This is a genomic window from Sphingomonas sp. EU05-FHT14C10, from assembly GCF_058790595.1.
In genome coordinates, this window is sequence record NZ_JBYTEN010000017.1 from 41590 (window position 1) to 62652 (window position 21063).

General features: G+C 65.2%; 21 protein-coding genes. 9 read left to right on the forward strand and 12 right to left on the reverse strand.

Annotation, left to right across the window (positions count from 1 at the left end; genetic code table 11):
* Window positions 1-7 precede the first annotated feature (7 nt).
* The 9 genes from tatC to AC3WT0_RS15250 form a co-directional block, all read right to left on the reverse strand.
* The gene (gene tatC, locus AC3WT0_RS15210) at window positions 8-778 is read right to left on the reverse strand and encodes a twin-arginine translocase subunit TatC (RefSeq protein ID WP_492754283.1); all 771 of its coding nucleotides are present in this window, start codon (window positions 776-778) and stop codon (window positions 8-10) included.
* A complete protein-coding gene (tatB, locus tag AC3WT0_RS15215) occupies window positions 775-1122 on the reverse strand; it encodes a Sec-independent protein translocase protein TatB (protein ID WP_492754284.1) in 348 nt (115 codons plus the stop codon). Before tatB ends, tatC begins: the two co-directional genes overlap by 4 nt.
* 29 nt (window positions 1123-1151) lie before the next feature.
* The gene (locus tag AC3WT0_RS15220) at window positions 1152-1394 is read right to left on the reverse strand and encodes a twin-arginine translocase TatA/TatE family subunit (protein ID WP_492754285.1); all 243 of its coding nucleotides are present in this window, start codon (window positions 1392-1394) and stop codon (window positions 1152-1154) included.
* 28 nt (window positions 1395-1422) lie between these two features.
* Entirely contained in the window at window positions 1423-1998 is a 576-nt protein-coding gene (gene scpB / locus AC3WT0_RS15225; protein ID WP_492754286.1) for an SMC-Scp complex subunit ScpB, read from the reverse strand.
* Complete coding sequence (locus tag AC3WT0_RS15230; RefSeq protein ID WP_492754287.1) at window positions 1995-2768, reverse strand: segregation and condensation protein A; 774 nt, start codon at window positions 2766-2768, stop codon at window positions 1995-1997. Before AC3WT0_RS15230 ends, scpB begins: the two co-directional genes overlap by 4 nt.
* On the reverse strand, window positions 2765-3397 hold the full coding sequence (locus tag AC3WT0_RS15235) for a molybdenum ABC transporter ATP-binding protein (RefSeq protein WP_492754288.1): 633 nt from the start codon (window positions 3395-3397) through the stop codon (window positions 2765-2767). Before AC3WT0_RS15235 ends, AC3WT0_RS15230 begins: the two co-directional genes overlap by 4 nt.
* The gene (modB, locus tag AC3WT0_RS15240; RefSeq protein ID WP_492754289.1) at window positions 3387-4085 is read right to left on the reverse strand and encodes a molybdate ABC transporter permease subunit; all 699 of its coding nucleotides are present in this window, start codon (window positions 4083-4085) and stop codon (window positions 3387-3389) included. Before modB ends, AC3WT0_RS15235 begins: the two co-directional genes overlap by 11 nt.
* Window positions 4082-4840 (reverse strand): molybdate ABC transporter substrate-binding protein, encoded by a 759-nt coding sequence (modA, locus tag AC3WT0_RS15245; RefSeq protein ID WP_492754325.1) that lies wholly within the window; start codon window positions 4838-4840, stop codon window positions 4082-4084. The genes modB and modA overlap by 4 nt, the downstream gene beginning before the upstream one ends.
* A 95-nt stretch (window positions 4841-4935) precedes the next feature.
* Window positions 4936-5253 (reverse strand): 2Fe-2S iron-sulfur cluster-binding protein, encoded by a 318-nt coding sequence (locus AC3WT0_RS15250; RefSeq protein WP_492754290.1) that lies wholly within the window; start codon window positions 5251-5253, stop codon window positions 4936-4938.
* Window positions 5254-5330: 77 nt separating this feature from the next.
* On the opposite strand from AC3WT0_RS15250, the gene AC3WT0_RS15255 reads away from it, so the two are divergent.
* The 8 genes from AC3WT0_RS15255 to AC3WT0_RS15290 all read left to right on the forward strand — a co-directional run bounded on the left by AC3WT0_RS15255 (window position 5331) and on the right by AC3WT0_RS15290 (window position 16890).
* Entirely contained in the window at window positions 5331-5957 is a 627-nt protein-coding gene (locus AC3WT0_RS15255) for a DNA-3-methyladenine glycosylase family protein (protein ID WP_492754291.1), read from the forward strand.
* A 279-nt stretch (window positions 5958-6236) separates the two neighbouring features.
* Window positions 6237-7613: an OmpP1/FadL family transporter gene (locus tag AC3WT0_RS15260; protein WP_492754292.1), complete on the forward strand. Its 1377-nt coding sequence runs from the start codon at window positions 6237-6239 to the stop codon at window positions 7611-7613.
* A 113-nt stretch (window positions 7614-7726) separates the two neighbouring features.
* Window positions 7727-9712: a S9 family peptidase gene (locus tag AC3WT0_RS15265; RefSeq protein ID WP_492754293.1), complete on the forward strand. Its 1986-nt coding sequence runs from the start codon at window positions 7727-7729 to the stop codon at window positions 9710-9712.
* A gap of 90 nt (window positions 9713-9802) precedes the next feature.
* Window positions 9803-11143 carry a UDP-glucose dehydrogenase family protein gene (locus AC3WT0_RS15270; RefSeq protein ID WP_492754294.1) on the forward strand — a complete coding sequence of 447 codons (1341 nt, stop codon included), beginning with the start codon at window positions 9803-9805 and terminating at the stop codon, window positions 11141-11143.
* 106 nt (window positions 11144-11249) lie between these two features.
* Complete coding sequence (rfbB, locus tag AC3WT0_RS15275; RefSeq protein ID WP_492754326.1) at window positions 11250-12308, forward strand: dTDP-glucose 4,6-dehydratase; 1059 nt, start codon at window positions 11250-11252, stop codon at window positions 12306-12308.
* A gap of 196 nt (window positions 12309-12504) precedes the next feature.
* The gene (locus AC3WT0_RS15280) at window positions 12505-13971 is read left to right on the forward strand and encodes a flippase (protein ID WP_492754295.1); all 1467 of its coding nucleotides are present in this window, start codon (window positions 12505-12507) and stop codon (window positions 13969-13971) included.
* A 119-nt stretch (window positions 13972-14090) separates the two neighbouring features.
* Entirely contained in the window at window positions 14091-15248 is a 1158-nt protein-coding gene (locus AC3WT0_RS15285) for a right-handed parallel beta-helix repeat-containing protein (RefSeq protein ID WP_492754296.1), read from the forward strand.
* 10 nt (window positions 15249-15258) lie between these two features.
* The gene (locus AC3WT0_RS15290) at window positions 15259-16890 is read left to right on the forward strand and encodes an O-antigen ligase family protein (protein ID WP_492754297.1); all 1632 of its coding nucleotides are present in this window, start codon (window positions 15259-15261) and stop codon (window positions 16888-16890) included.
* Between the two features lie 81 nt (window positions 16891-16971).
* Here AC3WT0_RS15290 and AC3WT0_RS15295 read toward each other — a convergent pair whose 3' ends face one another.
* Window positions 16972-17868: an EpsD family peptidyl-prolyl cis-trans isomerase gene (locus AC3WT0_RS15295; RefSeq protein ID WP_492754298.1), complete on the reverse strand. Its 897-nt coding sequence runs from the start codon at window positions 17866-17868 to the stop codon at window positions 16972-16974.
* Between the two features lie 160 nt (window positions 17869-18028).
* Here AC3WT0_RS15295 and welK point away from each other — a divergent pair, with 160 nt between their 5' ends.
* On the forward strand, window positions 18029-19057 hold the full coding sequence (welK, locus tag AC3WT0_RS15300; protein ID WP_492754299.1) for a beta-1,4-glucuronosyltransferase WelK: 1029 nt from the start codon (window positions 18029-18031) through the stop codon (window positions 19055-19057).
* Window positions 19058-19081: 24 nt separating this feature from the next.
* Here welK and AC3WT0_RS15305 read toward each other — a convergent pair whose 3' ends face one another.
* Both AC3WT0_RS15305 and AC3WT0_RS15310 read right to left on the reverse strand, forming a co-directional pair.
* Window positions 19082-20482, reverse strand: a complete 1401-nt coding sequence (locus AC3WT0_RS15305) for an ATP-binding protein (RefSeq protein ID WP_492754300.1) — start codon at window positions 20480-20482, stop codon at window positions 19082-19084.
* Window positions 20483-20534: 52 nt separating this feature from the next.
* On the reverse strand, window positions 20535-20954 hold the full coding sequence (locus tag AC3WT0_RS15310; RefSeq protein ID WP_492754301.1) for an XrtV sorting system accessory protein: 420 nt from the start codon (window positions 20952-20954) through the stop codon (window positions 20535-20537).
* Between the last annotated feature and the right edge of the window lie 109 nt (window positions 20955-21063).

Here is a 21063-nt window from a genome sequence, read left to right on the forward strand (position 1 = left end):
TTCTCCCTTACTCGGCGGCAGCCGCTTCGGCCTCCCGCTCTTTCTTGCGCTTGCGTTCGGTAAACCAGATCGCGATCAGCGTGAACTCGTAGAGCGCGATCAGCGGCACCGCGAGCAGCAGTTGCGAGAAGACGTCGGGGGGCGTCAGCACCGCCGCGACCGCCACCACCGCGACGATCGCGTAGCGCCGCCCGGCGCGCAGCTGCGCAAGCGTCACGATCCCGGCGCGCTCCAGCAGCATCAGCAGCACGGGCAGCAAAAAGGCCACGCCAAAGCCGAAGATGAATTTCGTCACGAAATCCAAATAGTTACCAACGCCCGGCAACGCCTCCTGCGTCACCCCACCGACATTCCCCTGGTAACCCAGCAGGAATTTCAGCGCGACCGGCATCGCGAAATAATAGGCCAGCGCCGCGCCCATGATGAACAGCACCGGCGTCAGAATCAGGAAGGGCAGGAAGGCCCGCTTTTCCTTGGCGTAGAGCCCCGGCGCGATGAACTGCCACAGTTGGCTCGCGATCACCGGAAAGGCGACCATCAGCGCCGCGAAGAAGGCCACCTTCACATTGACGAAGAAGGCCTCGAAGATGTTGGTGTAGATGAGCTTGCCCTGCCCCGCCTTCAGCAGCGGCTGGACGAGGAAGGCGAAGATCGGCCGCGCATAATAATAGCAGCCGGCAAAAGCGACGCCGATCGCCAGCAGCGACCAGAGCAGCCGGCGGCGAAGCTCGATCAGATGGTCGAGCAGCGGCGCGGTGGTCTCGTCCAGATCCTTCATCGCGCCGTCTCGCCCGTTGCCGGCGGCGGCGCCTCCGGCGCAGCAGCTTGGGCCGGCGGCGCTTCTGGCTGGGGCAGCGCAGCCATCACCGGCGGCGCCTCGTCCGGGGCGGCATGCTCGCGCATGATCCGCTCATTCTCCTCGGCCCATTTCTTTTCCATCTCGGCCAGCTCGGCCTCGCGGATCATCGCATCGAGCCCGCTGCGGAAATGGCGCGCCATGCCGCGCGCCTTGCCGATCCACTTGCCGAGCTGGTGGAGCGCGCGCGGCAAATCCTTCGGCCCGATCACCAGAAGGGCGACCACCGCGATCACCAGCAATTCGGTCGGCGCGACGTCCAGCATCAGCTCACTTCACTCGTCGCGGACGGCAATCAATTCTGCCGCGTTTCTTCCGGCTGCGGCGCGCGCTGCGCCTCGACGGTGCGCGGCGTGGCGTCGACCGTATCGATTCGCGGCTGCGGCTTGGTCGATTCGTCCTCTTCGGCGAGGCCCTTCTTGAAGCTCTTCAAGCCCTTGGCGACGTCGCCCATCATGTCGGAAAAGCGACCTTTCCCGAACAGCAGGAGCACCACGATACCCAAAACCAGCCAATGCCAGAGGCTGAAACCACCCATGATCAATCTCCCGGGACGTTGGCCCCCTCTAGTCGGTCTCGTCGTCGCTTTCCAGTTGAACCGCACTCATCGCGAGATCGATCGGATCAAGCAGGCCGGCTGCCCTCAGATCGTCGATCCCGGGCAGGTCGCGGCGCGAGGCCAGGCCGAAATGTATCAGAAAATCGGGGGTAGTGGCATAGGTAAGCGGTCGCCCCGGCACCTCGCGCCGCCCGGCGGGCCGCACCCAGCCCGCCTCCATCAGCACGTCGAGCGTCCCCTTGGAGATCTGCACGCCGCGAATCGCTTCGATCTCGGCACGGCTCACCGGCTCGTGATAGGCGATGATCGCCAGCGTCTCGATCCCCGCGCGGCTCAGTTTGCGCGGCTCCTCGCGCTCGCGTCGCAGGATATGGGCAAGGTCGGCTGCGGTCTGGAACTGCCAGCGCCCGCCGCGCTCGACCAGCTCGACGCCGCGCCCTTCATAATCGTCGCGCAGCCGCGCCAGCACTGCGCCCACCTCGAAATCGCCGGCATGCGCTTTGATGTCGGCGATCGTCAGCGGCTCGGCAGCGGCGAAGAGCACGGCTTCGACCGCGCGCATCAGGTCGTCCGCGTCGTTCATCCCGCCGCTTTCAGATAGAGCGGCGCGAAAGCCGCATCCTGTTTCAGCGTCACGCGCCCCTGCCGCGCCAGTTCGAGCGCGGCGAGGAAGCTCGAGGCGAGCGCCGATCGTCGGTAATCCTCGTCAGCCGCCACCGGCAGGAACGCCTCGATCCGCGTCCATTCGATCCGCTCGCCCAGCATCGCCATCACCCGATCGAGCGCAGCATCGAGCGTCATCACCGGCCGCCGCTCGATCCGGTGCATCACCGGCCGCCGCCGCGCCTCGACCACGCCATAGGCCGCGATCAGCTCGTAGAGGTCGGCGACCCACGCCGACTTGCGCACCGTGCGCAGCCCCTCCGGCGCGCCGCGCGTGAAGACGTCGCGCCCCACCCGGTCGCGCCCCATCAGCCGAGCGCCCGCCTCGCGCATCGCGTCGAGCCTCTGGAGGCGGAGCTGCAGGCGCAGCGCCAGCTCCTCCGGGCTGGGATCGACCGTCGGATCCTTGGGGAGGAGCAGGCAGGATTTGAGATAGGCGAGCCACGCCGCCATCACCAGATAGTCGGCCGCGATCTCGAGCCTCAGCGCGCGCGCGTCCTCGATATAAGCGAGATAGCCCTCGACGAGCTGCAGGATCGAGATCTGCCGCAGGTCCACCTTCTGCGATCGGGCGAGCGCCAGCAGCAGGTCGAGCGGGCCTTCCCACCCGTCTATCTCGATCCTCAGGGCCTCGGCAGGCGCAGGGGCGATTTCGGCCTCGTCGAACTCCACGGCGCCGACTTTAGTCACGACTCCCCGTCCCGATCCAGCGCCACGATTGTCGTCGCCAGCCGCTCCACCTCGGCGCGATCGTGGCTGACATAGAGGATCGGGAGCCCGAGCGTGTCGCGCACGCGCTCGATCACGCGCATCACATCCTCGCGACGCACCTTGTCGAGCGAGGCGAGCGGCTCGTCCATGAGCAGGAAGCGCGGCGCGGAAAGCAACGCCCGCCCGATCGCCACGCGCTGCGCCTCCCCACCCGAAAGGTTGCGCGGCCGCCGGTCGAGCAGCGCGCCGATGCCAAGGAAATCGACCACCTCATCGAACCCGATCCAGCGCTCGGCCTCGGCAGCCAGCCGCTCGCCATAGCGCAGATTGCCCGCCACGCTCATATGCGGGAACAGCCGCGCATCCTGGAACACATAGCCCGCGCGCCGGCGCTGCGGCGGCAGGTCGGTCGTCTCGTCGAACAGGGTCACGCCAGCGACGCGGATCAGCCCGGCATCGGGCTTCAGCAGCCCGGCGACCATGTTGAGCACGCTCGTCTTGCCCGCGCCCGATGGGCCGAACAGCGCGGTCAGCCCCGGCCCGCTCGCAAAGCGCGCCGCGACATGCGCGCCGGCGAAGCTGCGGGCGACATCGACCTCAAAGGACATGGCGGCTCCCGCCCGCGCCGATCCGCCGCGCCAGCCATTCTGACGCGATCAACGCTACCAGCGACAGCAGCACCGATATCGCCGCCAACCGCACCACGATGCCCTCGCCCCCCGGCACCTGCAGCGCGGCGTAGATAGCGAGCGGCAGCGTCTCGGTCTCGCCCGGAATGTTCGACACGAACGTGATCGTCGCGCCGAACTCGCCGATCGACCGTGCGAAACCCAGCACCAGCCCCGCGAGCACCCCCGGCAGCGACAGTGGCAGGGTGATGCTGGCAAAAGCGCGGATCCGCCCCGCCCCCAGGGTGCGCGCCGCATCCTCCAGCCTGTGGTCGACCGCCTCGATCGACAGCCGCATCGCACGCACCATCAGCGGCAGCGCCATCACTGCCGCCGCAATCGCCGCCCCCGTCCAGCGGAATATCACGCTGACGCCGAACCAGCTTTCCAGCCAGCCCCCGATCGGCCCCTGCCGCCCGAACGCGATCAGGAGAACCCAGCCCGTCACCACCGGCGGCACCACCAGCGGCAGATGCACGAGCGCGTCGATCAGCAATTTTCCCGGAAACCGTCCCCGCGCCAGCAGCAGCGCGATCAGGAAGGCGATCGGCAAGGCAGCGGCCACCGCGACGATCCCGACCTTCAGCGACAGGCCGATAATCCCCCACTCCTCGGCCGAAAGCCTCACCGGACGGAAAATCCGTAGCGCTGGAAGATCGCCCGCCCGCGCGGCGACAGCAGGAATCGGCGGAAACCCTCGGCCTCCGGACTGCGCGACGATGCGATGATCGCCATCGGATAGGTGATAGGCGCGTGACTGCCCGGCGGGAAAACGCCGACGATGCGCACTTTCGACGATGCCCTGGCGTCGGTTTCATAGACAATGCCGAGCGGCGTCTCTCCACGCTCGACCAGCGCGAGCGCCGCGCGCACATTTTCCGCGCGCGCCACACGCCCGGCAACCGAAGGCCAGACGCCCAGCGCGGTCAGCGACGCCTTGCCATATTTACCCGCCGGCACCGCGTCGGGATCGGCCATTGCCAGCCGCCCGTCGCCCAACGCGCGCGCGATCGGGAAACCGCGCCCGATCCGCAGCGCGACACGCGACCCTGCGGGCGCGATCAGCACGAGGCGGTTGCCGAGAAAGTCGGACCGGCTGCCGGGACGGATCAGCCGCTCGCGCTGGATCACGTCCATCCATTCGACATCGGCGGAGACGAACAGATCGGCGGGTGCCCCCGCCTCGATCTGCCGCGCCAGCGAGGATGACGCCGCGAAGGAGATCACCGGCCGCGCGCGCCCGGCGGTGGCCCAGGCATTCGCCGCCGCGTTCATCGATTCCTGCAGGCTCGCCGCCGCCAGCACGAGCGGCCCGCGCTTCTGCGCCTCCGCCGGCGCTGCCAGCGCCAGTAAAGCGGCCATCCACAGGAACAGGGAGCGCATCATATTCATCGGTGCATAAAGGCCGACAGCGCCACCGGCCGCAAGCCCCTTCGCCCGGTGGCGGGTTCGCGCCTTCGGACCCGAACGGTCTTGCCTCAGTCCTCGGGAGCGATCGTCACCTTGAGGCCGTCGAGCGCGGGGCCGAATTCGATCTGGCAACCCAGCCGCGACGTCGCGTTGCGGAAGCTGGAGCTGTCGAGCAGGTCGTTCTCGTCTTCGCTCATCGGCGCGAGCTTGTCGACGAAGTCGGGATCGACATGGACATGGCAGGTCGCGCAGGAACAGCAGCCGCCGCACAGCGCGAGCAGCTCATCGAATCCGTTATCGCGGATCACTTCCATCACCGACAGGCCGTCTTCGCCCTCGACGCTGTGTTCAGCTCCGTCGCGGGTGACGACGATCAGTTTCGACATTTGCGTTCCCCTTCCGTTCGCGCTACGCGATGAGCGCGCAGACGCTATGTCGCGCGTCGAGGGGATGATCAAGCCGGATGGGCCTTTCCGCCGAACAGCTCAAACTTTCGCTCGATGCACTGGCGGCGATCGAACCTGCTCTGGGTGCTGCCGTCGCGCGCGTCGGCTATCCGGCGCCGCGCCTGCGCGAACCGGGTTATGAAACGCTGTTGCGGACGATCGTCGGCCAGCAGGTCAGCGTCGCTGCCGCCAATGCGGTCTGGACGCGGCTCGATGCCGGCATCGGCGGCGCGGTCGATCCGGAAAAGCTGCTTGCCGCATCGGACGAGACGCTACGCGCGGCCGGCCTGTCGCGCCAGAAATCGGGCTATGCGCGCAGCCTTGCCGGGCTGATCGTCGAGGGTGAGCTCGATCTCGCCCGACTGCCTGACGATGACGAGCAGGCAATCACTGAGCTCGTCCGCATCAAGGGCATTGGCCGATGGTCCGCCGAAATCTACCTGCTGTTCGCCGAAGGCCGGCCCGACATCTGGCCGGCGGGCGATCTCGCCGTGCAGATCGAGATCGGGCGGATCATGGGGCATGAGGCACGCCCCGACGAAAAGACGCTGCGCGAGATCGCGGAAGCATGGCGGCCGCATCGCGGCGCCGCCGCCATTCTCGCCTGGCATCATTACAAGGCCGATATGGGCCTGCCCGTCTGAAAGCTTCACCGTTCACTCCCCCGTCATTGCGAGCGCAGCGAAGCAATCCAGCCGATGCCCGGCGTTCCGCTGGATTGCTTCGCTGCGCTCGCAATGACGGGGATGAGTTCGCGCTGCGCCCGTTAAGACCCCGGCCTTCAACACCCGCTGCAAATAAAGCCATAAACGCAGCCATTCCGGCGCCATATACTGAAATCAGGATTGCGATTCGCAACGGGCAGGCGCAAAGGCCCGCGCTTGGTTCCGGCGGAAAGCCGGCCGTGTAGAGAGGATCGCCCCGTGCCCAACACCAAGACGCTTGTTCGCGCGTCGCTGTTCGCGTCCGCCGCCTTCGCCCCGCTGATCGCCGCTGCCCCCGCACATGCCGGCGCCTTCTATCTGCAGGAACAGTCGATCAAGGCCGCCGGGCGCGCTTTCTCCGGCGAAGTGTCCGAGCGCGGCGTCCAGCAGCTCTGGTGGAACCCGGCCGCGATCGGCGGGATCAGTGCGCCGCAGGGCTTTCTCGGCGTTGCCGCCGTCTTCCCGCACGCCGATGCCCGCAACGTCAACACGCAGGTGATCCGCCCGACCGTCACCATTCCCGGCCTCGGCACCGTGCCCGGATCGACCACCTCGGTCGGCGGCCAGCAGAACGAGCATAACCCGGTCAACAGGGGCTTCCTGCCGACCGGCGGCTTCGCCATGCCCCTCAACGACAAGTTCGCGATCGGCATCGTCTCGGCCGCGCCATACGGCTTCACCAGCAATTATGCGGCGGACAGCTGGGCCCGCTACAGCGCGGACAAGACGCGCCTGCGCACCTATGATATCCAGCCGACCATCGCTTTCTCGCCGACGCCCAACATCAGCATCGGCGCCGGCCCGAACATCGAATATGTCCGCGCCACCTTCTCGAACGCGATCCCCGATCCGCTGCCGCCGATCGCCGGCCTCAACGCAGGCAATGACGGCTATCAGTTCCTGAAGGGCAGCGGCTGGAACGTTGGCTACAGCCTGGGCATCCAGTTTCACAACGAGCATTTCGACTTCGGCGTCAGCTACAAGTCGAAGATCAAGCACAAGCTGGACGGCTCGCTCACCGTGTCGGGCTTCACCGATCCGGTGCTGATCGCGCAGGGCGTCAATTTCAGCGTCGATACGGCCAAGGCGCGCTACACCTCGCCCTGGCAGCTCCAGTTCGGCGGCCGTTATCATGCCACGCAGCAGCTGACGCTCAACGCCCAGATCGTGCGCTTCGGCTGGAGCGAGTTCGACACGATCGATCTCAGCGACCTCGGCCAGCTCGGCAGTCAATCGCTGCCCTTCGGCTATCGCAACACCTGGTCCTATGCCGGCGGCTTCGACTATGCCGTCAGCCCGAAATGGACGCTGCGCGGCGGCATCCAGCGCGATCTTTCGCCGGTCCGCTCGGGTGAGCGCGATCCGCGCGTGCCCGACGGCAATCGCTGGAACTTCGCGCTCGGCACCAGCTATGCGCTGACCGAGCATATGGGGCTCGATGCCTCGCTGGGCTATGCGAAGATCGCCAGCAATCCGATCGACAAGACCACCGCCGCCTTCGTCGGCACTCCGCTGCAGACCGTCGTCACCACCTCGGGCGTGCTCGACAATGGCCGCGCGATCGTCTTCGGCCTCGGCGGCCATATGACCTTCTAACTTTCAGCGGGGCGGCGCCGGGCGCCGCCCCCGCCCGGCATGGCGCAACAGGCTTGGCGCGCGGCCCTCCCATGTGTATTATTTATGCAATACACCGATGGGGAGGCTTGTTCGTGAAGACAATCATTCTATCTGCGCTGTTCATGGCCACGACCACTTTCACCGCCGCGCCACTCTCGGCCGCGCCCTCCGCCCCGCTGATCGAGCGCGCGAAGCTCTTCGGCAATCCCAGTCGTTCGATGGGCCGCATCAGCCCCGACGGCAAATGGCTGAGCTGGCTCGCCCCACGCGACGGCGTGATGAACATCTGGATCGCCCCCGCATCCGATCCCGCGGCGGCCAAGCCGATGACCGCCGAGAAGACGCGCCCGATCAGCCAGTATTTCTGGGCGCCCGACAGCAGCATGCTGCTTTTCGTGCAGGACAAGGGCGGCGACGAGAATTTCCTGCTCTACGGCGTCGATGTCGCGACGGGCAGGGAAAGCAAGCTCACCCCGTTCGAGAAGACCCGTGTCGAGGTGATAGGCACCTCAAATCACATCAAGGATCGCATCCTTGTCGGTCTCAACAACCGCGATGCGCGCTGGCACGATGCCTACAGCCTCGATCTCAAGACCGGCAAACTCACCGAAGTGATGCGCGGCGATGGCTTTGCCGGCTTCCTGGCCGACGACAATCTCGATCTGCGCATGGCGCTTCGCCCCAACACCGCCGGCGGCTTCGACTTTTTCCGCATCACCGGCGGCAAGGTCGATGAAAAGCCCTTCGCGTCGACCACGCTCGAGGATTCGCTGACCACCCAGCCCTCGGGCTTCACCACCGACGGCAAGACGCTTTATTGGCTCGACAGCCGCGGCCGCGACACCGCCGCGCTCATCGCGCAGGATGTCGCGACCGGCGCGACGAAAATCGTCGCCGAAGACCCCAAGGCCGATATCGGCAGCGTGATGACCGACCCGAAGACCGGCGAGGTCGAAGCCTGGTCGGCCAATTATCTGCGCGACGAATGGACCGCGATCGATCCTGCGGTAAAAGCCTCGCTCGATTTCCTCAAGTCCAGGCTCGACGGCGACATCGTCGTCACCTCGCGCACCGAAGCCGACGACAAATGGACCGTGGCGCTCGATCCGGTGAAAGGCCCGCCCGTCGTCTATCTCTACGACCGGACCAAGGGCACGCTCACCCAATTCTACGCCAGCCGCCCCGAACTCGAAGGCGCACCGCTCGTCGCGATGCACCCGACCGAGATCAAGTCGCGCGACGGCCTGACGCTCACCGCCTATCTCACGCTTCCGCCGGGTAGCGACGCGAATGGCGACGGCGTGCCCGACAAGCCGGTGCCGATGGTCCTGCTCGTCCACGGCGGCCCCTGGGCGCGCGACCAATATGGCTTCAACAGCTATCACCAGTGGCTCGCCAATCGCGGCTATGCCGTGCTGTCGGTCAATTATCGCGGCTCGACGGGCTTTGGTAAGGGCTTCACCAACGCAGGCAATCTCCAGTGGGGCCTGAAGATGCATGACGACCTGATCGACGCCGTCGACTGGGCCGTCGCGCGCGGCGTCGCGGTGAAGGACAAGGTCGCGATCATGGGCGGATCCTATGGCGGTTATGCGACGCTTGCCGGCCTCGCCTTCACGCCGACGACCTTCGCCTGCGGCGTCGACATCGTCGGCCCGTCGAATCTCGAGACGCTGCTCAAGACCATCCCGCCCTACTGGACGGCGGGCATCGAGCAGTTCAACCAGCGCATGGGCAATCCCAACACGCCCGAAGGCCTCGCCATCCTCAAGAAGGCCTCGCCGCTCTACAGCGCCGACAAGATTGTCCGCCCGCTGCTCATCGGCCAGGGCGCGAATGACCCGCGCGTCAACAAGGCCGAATCGGATCAGATCGTCGATGCGATGAAGGCGAAGGACATCCCCGTCACCTACGTCCTCTTCCCCGACGAGGGCCACGGCTTCCGCCGACCGGAAAACAATATCGCCTTCAATGCCATCGCCGAGAATTTTCTCGCCCGATGCCTCGGCGGCCGCGCCGAGCCCGAAGGCGAGACGGTGAAAGCCTCGACGGCTCAGTTCCTCGCGCAGGCGAAGTAAAACACCGCAAACAAAAACCGATAACCCTCTTTCGGGTGGCATCCTGCGCCCGCCCCGGCTAACGGGACGGGCGCAGCAAAGAGGGTTTCGATGAAGATCACCATGATCGGCTCGGGCTATGTCGGGCTGGTATCCGGCGCCTGCTTTTCGGATTTCGGCCACGAGGTGGTCTGCGTCGACAAGGATGAATCGAAGATCGAGGCGCTGAAGGCCGGCCGAATCCCGATCTTCGAACCCGGCCTCGATCAGCTTGTCGCGGCCAATGTCCGCGCCGGGCGTCTCAGCTTCACCACCGATCTCGCCGCCGGCGTCGCGGATGCCGACGCCGTGTTCATTGCGGTCGGCACCCCGTCGCGGCGCGGCGACGGCCATGCCGATCTCAGCTATGTCTTCGCGGCCGCCAAGGAAATCGCCGAGGCAGTGACCGGTCCCACCGTCATCGTCACAAAATCGACCGTGCCCGTCGGCACCGGCGACAAGGTCGAGGCGATCCTGCGCGAGACGCGGCCCGATGTGCCGCTCGCCGTCGTCTCCAATCCCGAATTCCTGCGCGAAGGCGCGGCGATTTCGGACTTCAAGCGCCCCGACCGCATCGTCGTGGGCACCGAGGATGTCGGTGCGCAAAATGTGATGCGCGAGATTTACCGGCCGCTCTATCTCAATCAGGCGCCGATCCTGTTCACCGGCCGGCGCACGGCCGAACTGATCAAATATGCCGCAAACGCCTTCCTCGCGACCAAGATCACCTTCATCAACGAGCTTGCCGATCTCGCCGAGAAAGTCGGCGCGGATATCAAGGACGTGTCGCGCGGCATCGGCCTCGACAATCGCATCGGGTCCAAGTTCCTTCACGCCGGCCCCGGCTATGGCGGCTCCTGCTTTCCCAAGGATACGCTCGCGCTGCTCCGCACGGCCGAGGAAAATGCCGTGCCGCTGCGCATCGTCGACGCGACCGTGGAGGCCAATGACCTGCGCAAGACCGCGATGGGCCACAAGGTGATCGCCGCGCTCGGCGGCGACGTGAAGGGCAAGCGTATCGGCCTGCTCGGCCTCACCTTCAAGCCCAATACCGACGACATGCGCGACGCCCCCTCGCTGTCGATCGTGCCGGTGCTGAAGGAAGCAGGCGCCGAGATCGTCGCCTACGATCCCGAGGGCCATGAAACCGCGAAGGCAGTGATCGAAGGCATTGGCTATCGCGACAACGCGCTGGCGGTCGCCGAAGGCGCCGATGCGCTCGTCCTCGTCACCGAATGGGACATTTTCCGCGCGCTCGATTTGCGGCGGATCGCCTCGCTGATGCGCAATCCGCTGCTCGTCGATCTCCGCAATGTCTACGCGCCCGACGATGCGCGCCGCGCCGGCCTTGCCTATGTCGGGGTCGGGCGGGGCACCGCCGACCACGGCTCGCTGGAACAGGCCGAAGGCTGAGGCACCTCCCTCCGAAAACGTCCCGTCCCGCCACGCTGAACGAAATCGAAACGAGCATCGTCCAGAACCACGTACCACTCACTCTGACGGAGCTGTGATGACTTCGCTGCGTATCCTCGTCACCGGCGGCGCCGGCTTCATCGGATCGGCGCTTGTCCGCCACCTGGTCGCCAACACCGATCACAGCGTGCTCAATGTCGATGCGCTGACCTATGCGGGCAATCTCGCATCGCTCGGGCCGATCGCCGACAGCAACCGTTATCGCTTCCAGCGCGCCGACATCTGCGATCGTGACGCAGTCGCCAGCGCGATCGCCGATTTCCGCCCGCAGGTCGTCACGCATCTCGCCGCCGAAAGCCATGTCGATCGCTCGATCGACGGCCCTGCGCAGTTCATCCAGACCAATCTGGTCGGCACCTTCAACATGCTCTCGGCCGCGCTCGACTATTGGCGCCAGCTGGACGGCGCGGAGAAAGCCGGTTTCCGTTTCCATCATATCTCGACCGACGAGGTGTTCGGCGCGCTCGGCGGCGAAGGCTATTTCACCGAGGATACCGCCTATGATCCGCGCTCGCCCTATTCGGCGTCGAAGGCCGGATCGGACCATCTCGTCAGTGCCTGGCATCACACCTACGGGTTGCCGACACTGATCACCAACTGCTCGAACAATTACGGCCCCTATCACTTCCCCGAGAAGCTGATCCCGCTGATGATCCTCAAATGCCTCGCGGGCGAGCCACTGCCGGTTTACGGCACTGGCAACAATGTGCGCGACTGGCTTTATGTCGACGATCATGTCCGCGCGCTGACGGTGGTGTTCGAGCGCGGTGTCCCCGGCGAAAGCTACATGGTCGGCGGCCGATCCGAACGCACCAACCTGAAGGTCGTCGAGACGATCTGCGACACGCTCGACAAAATCCGCCCACGCGCCGACGGCGAAAGCTACCGCGTGCAGATCAGCTTCGTCGCCGACCGCCCCGGCCATGATTTCCGCTACGCGATCGATGCGTCAAAGCTCGAGCGCGAACTCGGCTGGAAACCGCTGGAAAGTTTCGAGACGGGCATCGCCAAGACGATCCGCTGGTATCTCGACAACGAAGCCTGGTGGCGTCCGATCATGTCGGGCGCCTACGCAGGCGAGCGGCTCGGTCTCAAAAGCGCCTGATCCGTGGCGCGCCCCGCAATCCTCGTTACCGGCGGCAGCGTAGCGGCGCAGAGCTATGGCATTCGCTCGCGTTCGTGGCAGGATGTGTGTCGGGGCGATATGCACAGCCTTGTGGAGAGCGATAAATAATGAAGGGCGCCATCCTTGCCGGATGCGACGGGCATGATCCCTGTGCGTTGACGGAGGTCGCGCGCCCATGAGCATCGCGCGCAACTCGCGCTATAATCTGATCGGGTCGATCATCCCGATCATATTGGCGCTGGCGACGGTGCCGATCTACCTGCATTTCGTGGGGCAGGACCGGTTCGGCGTGCTGTCGATCGCCTGGCTTTTCCTCGGCTATTTCGGGCTGTTCGATCTGGGGCTGGGCCGCGCGACCACTTACCAGATCTCGGCGCTGCGCGACGGCGATCCGGCCGAGCAGGCCGAAGTCTTCTGGTCGGCGATCCTCGTCAACATCGGGATGGGGCTGGTCGGCGCGATCGTGCTCTGGCTCGTGTCGCAATATTTCTTCCAGAGCGTCTTCAAGGTCGATGCCAGGCTGCGGCCAGAGATTCTCGCTGCCGTCCCGCTCCTTGCCGCTTCGGTTCCGGTGGCGACGATGACGGGCGTGCTCACCGGCACGCTGATCGGCAAGGATCGTTTCCTCGAAGTGAACATGCTCTCGGTCACCTCGACCGCCTTGTTCCAGATCTTCCCGCTCGGCGTCGCCTGGCTGATCGGCCCCAACATCTCAGGATTGCTGGCAGCAGCGCTGGCCGCGCGCGCGACCGCGATTGCGGCTATGTGGATTCAGTGCCACCGGCTGGTGCTTCGCGGCCAGCCGATCCGCTTCTCGTCGGGGCGCGCACGATCGCTGCTCGGTTATGGCGGCTGGGTGACGCTGACCTCGATCTTCAGCCCGATGCTGGTGATCGTCGACCGGTTTGCGATCGGCGCCGTCCTCGGCTCGGCGGCAGTCACCGTTTACACCGTGCCTTTCCAGATCGCTCAGCGCATCTCGATCATTCCGACCGCGCTGGTCGGCGCGATCTTCCCGCGCCTGCCCTCGGCCGACCGGGAGGAACAGTCGCGGCTCACCGGCAAGGCGCTGCTCGTCCTCTCGTCGCTGCTCGGGCCGCCGATCATGGTGGCGATCTTCATCATCCACCCCTTCCTCGATCTGTGGGTGGGGCGCGAGATCGGCACGCAGGCCGCGCCGATCGCCCGGCTGATCATCCTCGGCTTCTGGGCCAACGCCTTCGCGATCGTGCCCTATGGCCGGCTGCAGGGCACCGGCCGCCCCGATCTGGTCACCAAGGTCCTGCTGATCGAGATACCCTTCTATCTCGCCGGCCTCTATTTCGGGATGAAGCAATTCGGGCTCGTCGGCTGCGCCTTCGCCCTGGCCGTCCGCTTCGCCGTCGACTTCATCCTTCTGTCCTTCGCCGCGGGGGGGAAACTCGACAAGGCAGGGCTGCTCGGCGCCAACGCATTGCTGCTGTGCGCAGGCGCGGTCGTCGCCAGCATCCTGCCTTATCACGGCATTGCCTTGTGGATTGTCTCGGTTCCGCTGCTCGCCGCGATCAGCTGGCTCGCCTGGGCGAACATGCCTGCCGAACTGCGCGCGCAGATCGATACCGTGCTCGACCGGCTGCGCGCCGCGCGAAAGTCACAGGCGTGAAGGGAAATGGCCCTGTCCGGGCTTTCTCCACCAATTTTCAACGTGACGCCTGCTATGCGGCGCCCATAGACTGAGCGGCGATCGCGCTGCACGGCCCGGCCTGAGAGAGTGAGTCAATGATGCCTAATCTCAAAGTCGCCCTTGGCGCCTTGCTGGCCATTGCGGCGGGCGGCTGCTCGGCGACCCCGGCGCCCGCCGCAGGCCCGGTATCGACCGACGCGGCACTCGCCGCCGCTCTGGCCAGCGCGAAGGGCGGCGAGACCATCGCCGTCGCGCCGGGCGACTATACGCTCTCGCTCGACGGCAAATCCTATGCAAAGCCCGTGACCATCACCTCGGCGGTGCCGGACAAGCTCGCCCATTTCAGCGACGTCAGCCTGTCGAACGTCGAGAATATCACGCTGCGCAACGTTCGGCTCGGCCGCGTTCTCGAAGCCGGAGAACCGGAATGGCTGCGCTTCGTCCGCATCTTGGGCTCGCGGAATATCGTTGTCGATCAGGTTTGGGTGCATGGTTCGCTCGACGACGATCCGCGCAATGACGGCGTTGGCATCTTCGTGGCCGACACAAAGGGCATCACGATTAGCCAGTCCGACTTCCAGCAGCTCTACAACGGCGTGATCCTTACCAAGTCGCAGGATGTGACGCTGCAGGGCAACCGGTTCTATCAGATGGCGTCGGACGGATCGGACTTTTCGGCGATCGACACCGCGCTCATCGACGGCAATTGCTATTCCAGCTTCCACCCGGCGCCCGGCGATCATCCTGACGGCATCCAGTTCTGGAACCATAGCGTGCCGAGCGGATCGACCAATGTGAAGATCACCAACAACCAGGTGTTCAAGGGTACGGGTGACGGGATGCAGGGCATCTTCATCAGCGCCGAGAATCCCGCGCTGCGCCACAGCAATTTCACTATCGCCAACAATCTGGTTTACAATCAGCATCTCTACCACGGCATTTTCGCCAGTGGCGTCGATCATGTCCTGATCGAAAATAATACGGTGCTCTCGATCCCGGGTGGAAACCCGGTGTGGATCGCGGCGGCCGGCGCCGCAGACATCACGCTCATCGGCAACGTCGCGGACCAGTTCGTCAACGACAAGAGCCGCGACGTGAAGCTCAGTGACAATATTTTCCTCAACGAATCAGGCGGCAAGGCTAAGTTCCCCAATCGCAAGGCGGGCGCCGACGCGCGCGCCTCCGACCTGATCATCGCCGGGCGCGGCTTCCAGGGTGCAGACAAGCAATGCGTCATTTCGCGGCCCGCCGAGTGAGGATCATCGAATGTTGAGTGCGATCCGCAATCTGTTCGTCGGCTATGGCCGCTTCCTGACGGCGCCGGCGCCCCCTGTCATCGCGCCGTTCCGCAGGCCCGTCGCGCCGCATCGCGCGCTGATGCGCAAGGTCGGCTTCTTCGCCATGTGCATCTTCCTGGGCATGGTTTACGGCTTCGTCTTCACCGTCTTCCCGCTCAGCTTCATCGTCGTTCTCGCGCTGCCGATCCTCGCGCTCGTGATGATCGTGATCTGGGCGCTGCCTGATCAGGAAAAGGCGCCGACACGCGCGCTTACCAATTTGCTGTTCCTGCTGATCATGCTGGTCGTGCTGTGGCCCAATTATCTGGCGATCTCGCTGCCCGGCCTGCCGTGGATTTCGGTGCGGCGCCTCTTTTCGCCCATCGTCACCTTCATCCTGCTGATCTGCATCTCGACTTCGGCGCGCTTCCGCGCCGAGCTCGGCCATTCGCTGCGCTCCTCGCCGCTCATCTACACGGGTATCGTCGTCTTCGCGATCCTGCAGCTGGTGACGCTGATCTGGTCGCTGTCGCCGCTGGGCGGGCTCTTTCCCGTGATCGACCACGAGTTTCTGTGGATCGGCGTCTTCTTCGCCAGCGCCTGGGTATTCACTCAGCCCGGCATGGTCAGGCGCGGCGCGATGATGCTGCTGGCCATGACGCTGATCGTCTCGGTGATCGGTATGCTCGAATGGAAGAACCAGCAGATTCTATGGGCGCACCACATTCCGTCCTTCTTCCAGATCGGTGACGATGCGGTGGAGCGCATCCTGACGCCGCAGTTCCGCGACGGGCGCTATCGCATCGCATCGACCTTTTCGCTGTCGCTGAACTTCGCCGAATATCTGGCGCTGATGACGCCGTTCCTGCTCTATTTCCTGTTCCGGGCACGCTCGATCATCACCATGGCGATCTGGGCGGCGGCCGATCTTGCATTGCTGATTGTGATCTTTCTCAGCACCGCGCGGCTCGGCGTCATCGGCTGGCTGACCGCGCACGGCTTCTTCATCATGTTCTGGGCGTTCAAGCGCTGGCGCTCGAACAAGGCGGACCTGATCGGCCCGGCGCTGTCGATCGCCTTCCCTACCGCGCTGGTATTGCTGGTCATTGGGATCAACACGGTGGATGCGATCCATAACCGCACGATCGGTGGCGGATCGACGAGCTTCAGCAACGACGGCCGACGCACTCAATTCAGCATGGCGCCGCCGGTGATCGCCAGAAATCCCTTCGGCTATGGATCGGGACAGGGCAGCGGCGCGCTCGGCTATGTCGCGCCCAGCGGGCTGCTCACCGTCGACAGCTATCTGCTGACCATCGTCCTCGACTACGGCATCCTCGGCTTCCTGGCCTATTACGGCATGATGCTGTCGGCGGTCGTCAACGGCGCCCGCGCTTCGCTCGAGGAGGATGATCCAAGCGACAATGTGAGCTTCTCGCTTGCGGTATCGACAGCGATCCTCGTCTTCCTCACCGCCAAGCTCGTACTCAGCCAGGAAGACAATCATGCCGTCTACTTCTTCCTGCTCGGGATGAGCTGTGCGATCCAGTCGCAGACCAAGCGGCGGCCCATGACAAAAGTCGCAGCGGCGCCGGGGGCGGCACTCCCCGCTCCAGCCTGAGCGCCGCATAACCTGAACGCAAAAAAGAGAGGGGCGCCTCCCGCCATGGGAAACGCCCCTTCCTTCTGTCCGGAGACGCTTTTACTTCGCGGCGGGCGAGCCCGATGCTGCCGGCGTCGGCGCGCCCGGCTTGGCCGGGCCGTAGCCGGGCTGATACTTCACCGCGTCGCGCGCGGCCTTCACCTTGGCCTCGAGCTCCTTGTTGGCGAGGTCGTTCAGCTTGCGCATCTGCACCTGCTGCATGGCGACGGCGAGCGCCTGATCGCCCGTGAACGGCACGACCTTGGTCTCGACGATCTTGTTCGCGACGAGGATCGGGCGGCCCGGCACCGGGATGATGAACACTTCGCCGGCCGGCAGCTTCAGTATCTGCTGCAGGAGCTGCGGCGGCATGCGCAGCGCGTCCATCTGGCCCGGTGCACGCTTGTACTGGAGGTGATCCGCATCGAGCTTGGCCTGGACTTCTTCCATGGTCTTCAGCGGCTGGAAGGCCTTCAGCTTGGCTTCGTCGGCCGGCAGCTCGAACTGGATCTGGTCGACGGTGAAGATCTTGCGCTGGGCGAACATCTCGGGGTTGTCGTCCATGAACTTCTGCGCTTCCGACTTGGTCGGCTGCGGGATCGTCGAGGCGATCGAACGCTGCAGCATGTCGACGAGGATCTGGTCGTCGGCGCGGCGTTCCTGCAGCAGATAGGCCGGGGTCTTGTCGAGCCCACGCTCGCGCGCGAGGTCGGAGAGGATGCGACGGTTGATGATCTGCTGGAGCGCGTTCTGCTCGATGATCTTGCGCGCTTCGCCGGTTGGCAGCTGGATGCCCTGAAGCTCGGCATTGAGTTCGTGGATGGTGATGTCCTTGCCGTCGACGGTGGCGATAACCTGCCCCTTGTCGAGCTGAGCGGCCGCATCCTTCTTGCCGCACGCGCCAAGCGCCAGCAGCATCGTGCCGGCCAGCAGCCCGCCCGAGATCATCTTACGCATATTTGCCCTCCTCATCGGCCCGGTGAGCCCGGGCCGCAAAATCCCTGTGCGCGTCGCTATAGGGCCGGCCGGGGCAGTCACAAAACGAAAAGAGCGTTAAGCCTCTAGAGTCGGCTCGACGGGGCTGGCATGCCGAACGAAGTCGGGCACAAGGGGGATCATGACACAGGAAGGAAACGCCGGACCGCGCCGCCGGCCACGCATCTGCCTCGCCGCATCGGGCGGCGGCCATGTCCGCCAGCTGCTCGATCTCGAACCCGTCTGGCGCGATCAGGACTATTTCTTCGTGACCGAGGATACGGCACTCGGCCGCAGCCTCGCGCGCGATCATCCCGTCCGCTTCGTCGCCCATTATGCACTGGGTCAGGCGCGGATCGGGCAGACCGTCGCGATGATCCGCGGCGCGTTCGCCAACCTCGTCCAGTCGGTGCGGATCGCCTTTTCCGAGCGGCCAGACATCGTGATCAGCACGGGCGCCGGCGCCGTATTCGTCACCGCGCTCGTATCGCGGCTGCTCGGCGCGCAGTTCATCCTGATCGATTCCTTCGCACGTTTCGACAAGCCGTCGAAATTCGCTCGCATCGCCAAGCCCTTCGCCAGCCATGTCGTGGTGCAGTCCGCCGCGCTCAAGACGATCTGGCCCGACGCCGAACTGTTCGATCCGCTGCGCATGCTCGACGAGGAGCGCCCGCCCAAGCAGCCGCTGATGTTCGCGACCGTCGGCGCGACGCTGCCTTTCCCCCGGCTGGTTGAGGCCGTCCTCGCGTTGAAGGACAGCGGCAAGCTGACCGAGCACGTCATTCTCCAGATCGGCGACGACGATGCGCCCTATGCGCCTCGCTCCGACATCGAGATCGTCCGGTCGCTCGATTTCGATCGCGTACAGGCGATCCTCCGCGATGCCGAGCTGGTGGTCTGCCACGGCGGCACCGGATCGCTGATCACCGCATTGCGCGCGGGCTGCCGCACCGTCGCCATGCCCCGCCGCTTCGCGCTCAAGGAGCATTACGACAATCATCAGGAAGAAATCACCGCCGCCTTCGCCGATCGCGGCCTGATCGAGGCGGTGCTCGACGCCGATCAGCTCGGCCCGGCGATCGAGCGCCTTCGTGCGCGACCGGCGCGCATGGCGACGACCGATCCCAGTGGCCTGATCGCCTGGCTGCGCGCGTTGATCGCGAAGGGCTGACAGTCAGCCCTTCGCGCAATCCGGTCAGAGCGCGCCCGCAGTCCGGGCCACGGCCTTGGGCTTGTCGGCGCCGCGACGGAACTGGTCGCGCGCAATCGCCATAAGCAGATAGGTGGGCAGCGCCTCGTCGCGGAACCGATAGCGCCGGGCCGGACCGGCGGTATCGACATCGAACAGCTCGTCCCACTTGTCCATCGTCGCGGCGACGCTGCCGGCCGCAGCGGCGCTGTCGGGCGAAAGCCGCACGTCCTCGGCCGCGAACCAGCCGTCCGCAGTGCTTGCCGAGCGCGCGATCGCGGCGAGCACGCTGCCGTCGCTGTCGGCCAGCAGCTTGCCCTTGATCGTCTTGCTCGCCGGCAGGATGCGACTTTCGGCTTCCTCGACGATGCTGTCGAGCGCGCCCCAGACGTCGTTCAGCTCGACGTTGAGCCGTTCCTGGTCGAGCGCGTGGAGGCTCGAATGGTGGCAGATCAGCCGCACGAGATAAGGCGAACCATTGGACAGCAGGCGGATCAGCTTGACCGCCGGCTCCTCGAAGCTGACGCCGGCGCTGTTCTCGCCGATGCGGATCAACGATCCGATCTCGGCATCGGTCAGGCGCGGCATCGGCAGGCCGATGACGTTGCGGCGGATCGAGGGGATATAGCCGACCAGCTCCTGCAGGTTGGACGCGACGCCGGTCAGGATCAGCTGCACGCGCGCCGCGCGATCGGACAGGTTCTTGATCAGCTCGGCGACCGACTGGCGGAACTCGGGATCGATGATCCGGTCATATTCGTCGAGGATGATGAGCACGCGCGTTCCGACGATCTGCGCGCACAGGTCGCTCAGCTCGCGCGGGCCGAAGGAACCGGCGGGCAGGCGGTCGGCGAGCGAGGCGCCGCCCTCGGCCTCCGGCGCGGTCGGCGCGACATTGCCGAGATAAAGCTGCGGGATATCACGCAGCACCGAGCGGAAGATATCGTCGAAGCGCGAATGCGCCCCGCACGAGGCATAGACGACCTGATAGCGCGAATCGCGCGCCACATCGGCGAGGATATGGACCAGCGAGGTCTTGCCGATGCCGCGCTCGCCATAAATGACGACATGACTGCGCTGCTCCTCGAGATGCTCGATCAGCTTGGCGAGCACGCCCAGACGCCCGGCGAAACGATTGCGATCGGTCACCGGCTGGGCCGGCGTGAACACATCGCGCAGCGCCAGCCGCGCCTTCATCAGGCGGCTGCCTTCGCCCATTGCGGTTGGCTGGTCGAGTGCTGACGCACGGAAGGTCGGGAAGGGTTTGGCGTCCTCGCCGCCATCGTCCGGCCCGGTCCAGCCCATCCGCAGACGGCGTGAATCGGGGCGATAGGCCACGCGCTCGATCCGGTCAGGATTGCGCCGGCGGCGGAACATCGCGGTAAACCAGTGGGGAAGCACAGCCACATCAATTCCTTACGTCTTGGCGTCGCGATCGTTCCTGCCGGCGCGTCGCCCGTCAACCCTGCCGCTTGAACGGCTTCAGCACGAAATAGCTGTAGGCCAGAACCGCTACGATTCCGATAACAGCAAAAGCATCATAACCGTGATTGCCGAGATAGTTGGAAACCGCACAGCCGACCGAGGGCGGAAGATAACTGAGAATCGAATCCTGCGGCTCGCCGTCCCCAACCGAACGCTGCAGGAAAACCACGATCAACCCGGCGAAAATCGCGATGGTAATCCAGTCATATGGTGTCTGCATCGCTTGCCCGCCCCATTTGCAAAATATTGCTTTCGGGTGCGGCCTATCATTGAAATCGGCCCAATACAAAGGTCCCGCGACCGGACGCGCAAGACAAAGATTGTTAATAGCCCGCGCGCCGCTTTGGCGCACCGCAGTGCGAAAAGCCTGCATTTCCGGGGATTGGAGCGTCATGGCCGGCCGTTGCACGAAAAGCGCTTACCGGCTGAATCATGGTTTCCGCGCGGCCAATGATGTTGCCTCAACGCCCGCAACAGGTTAGCCGAATAGTCCTTCGGGGGTA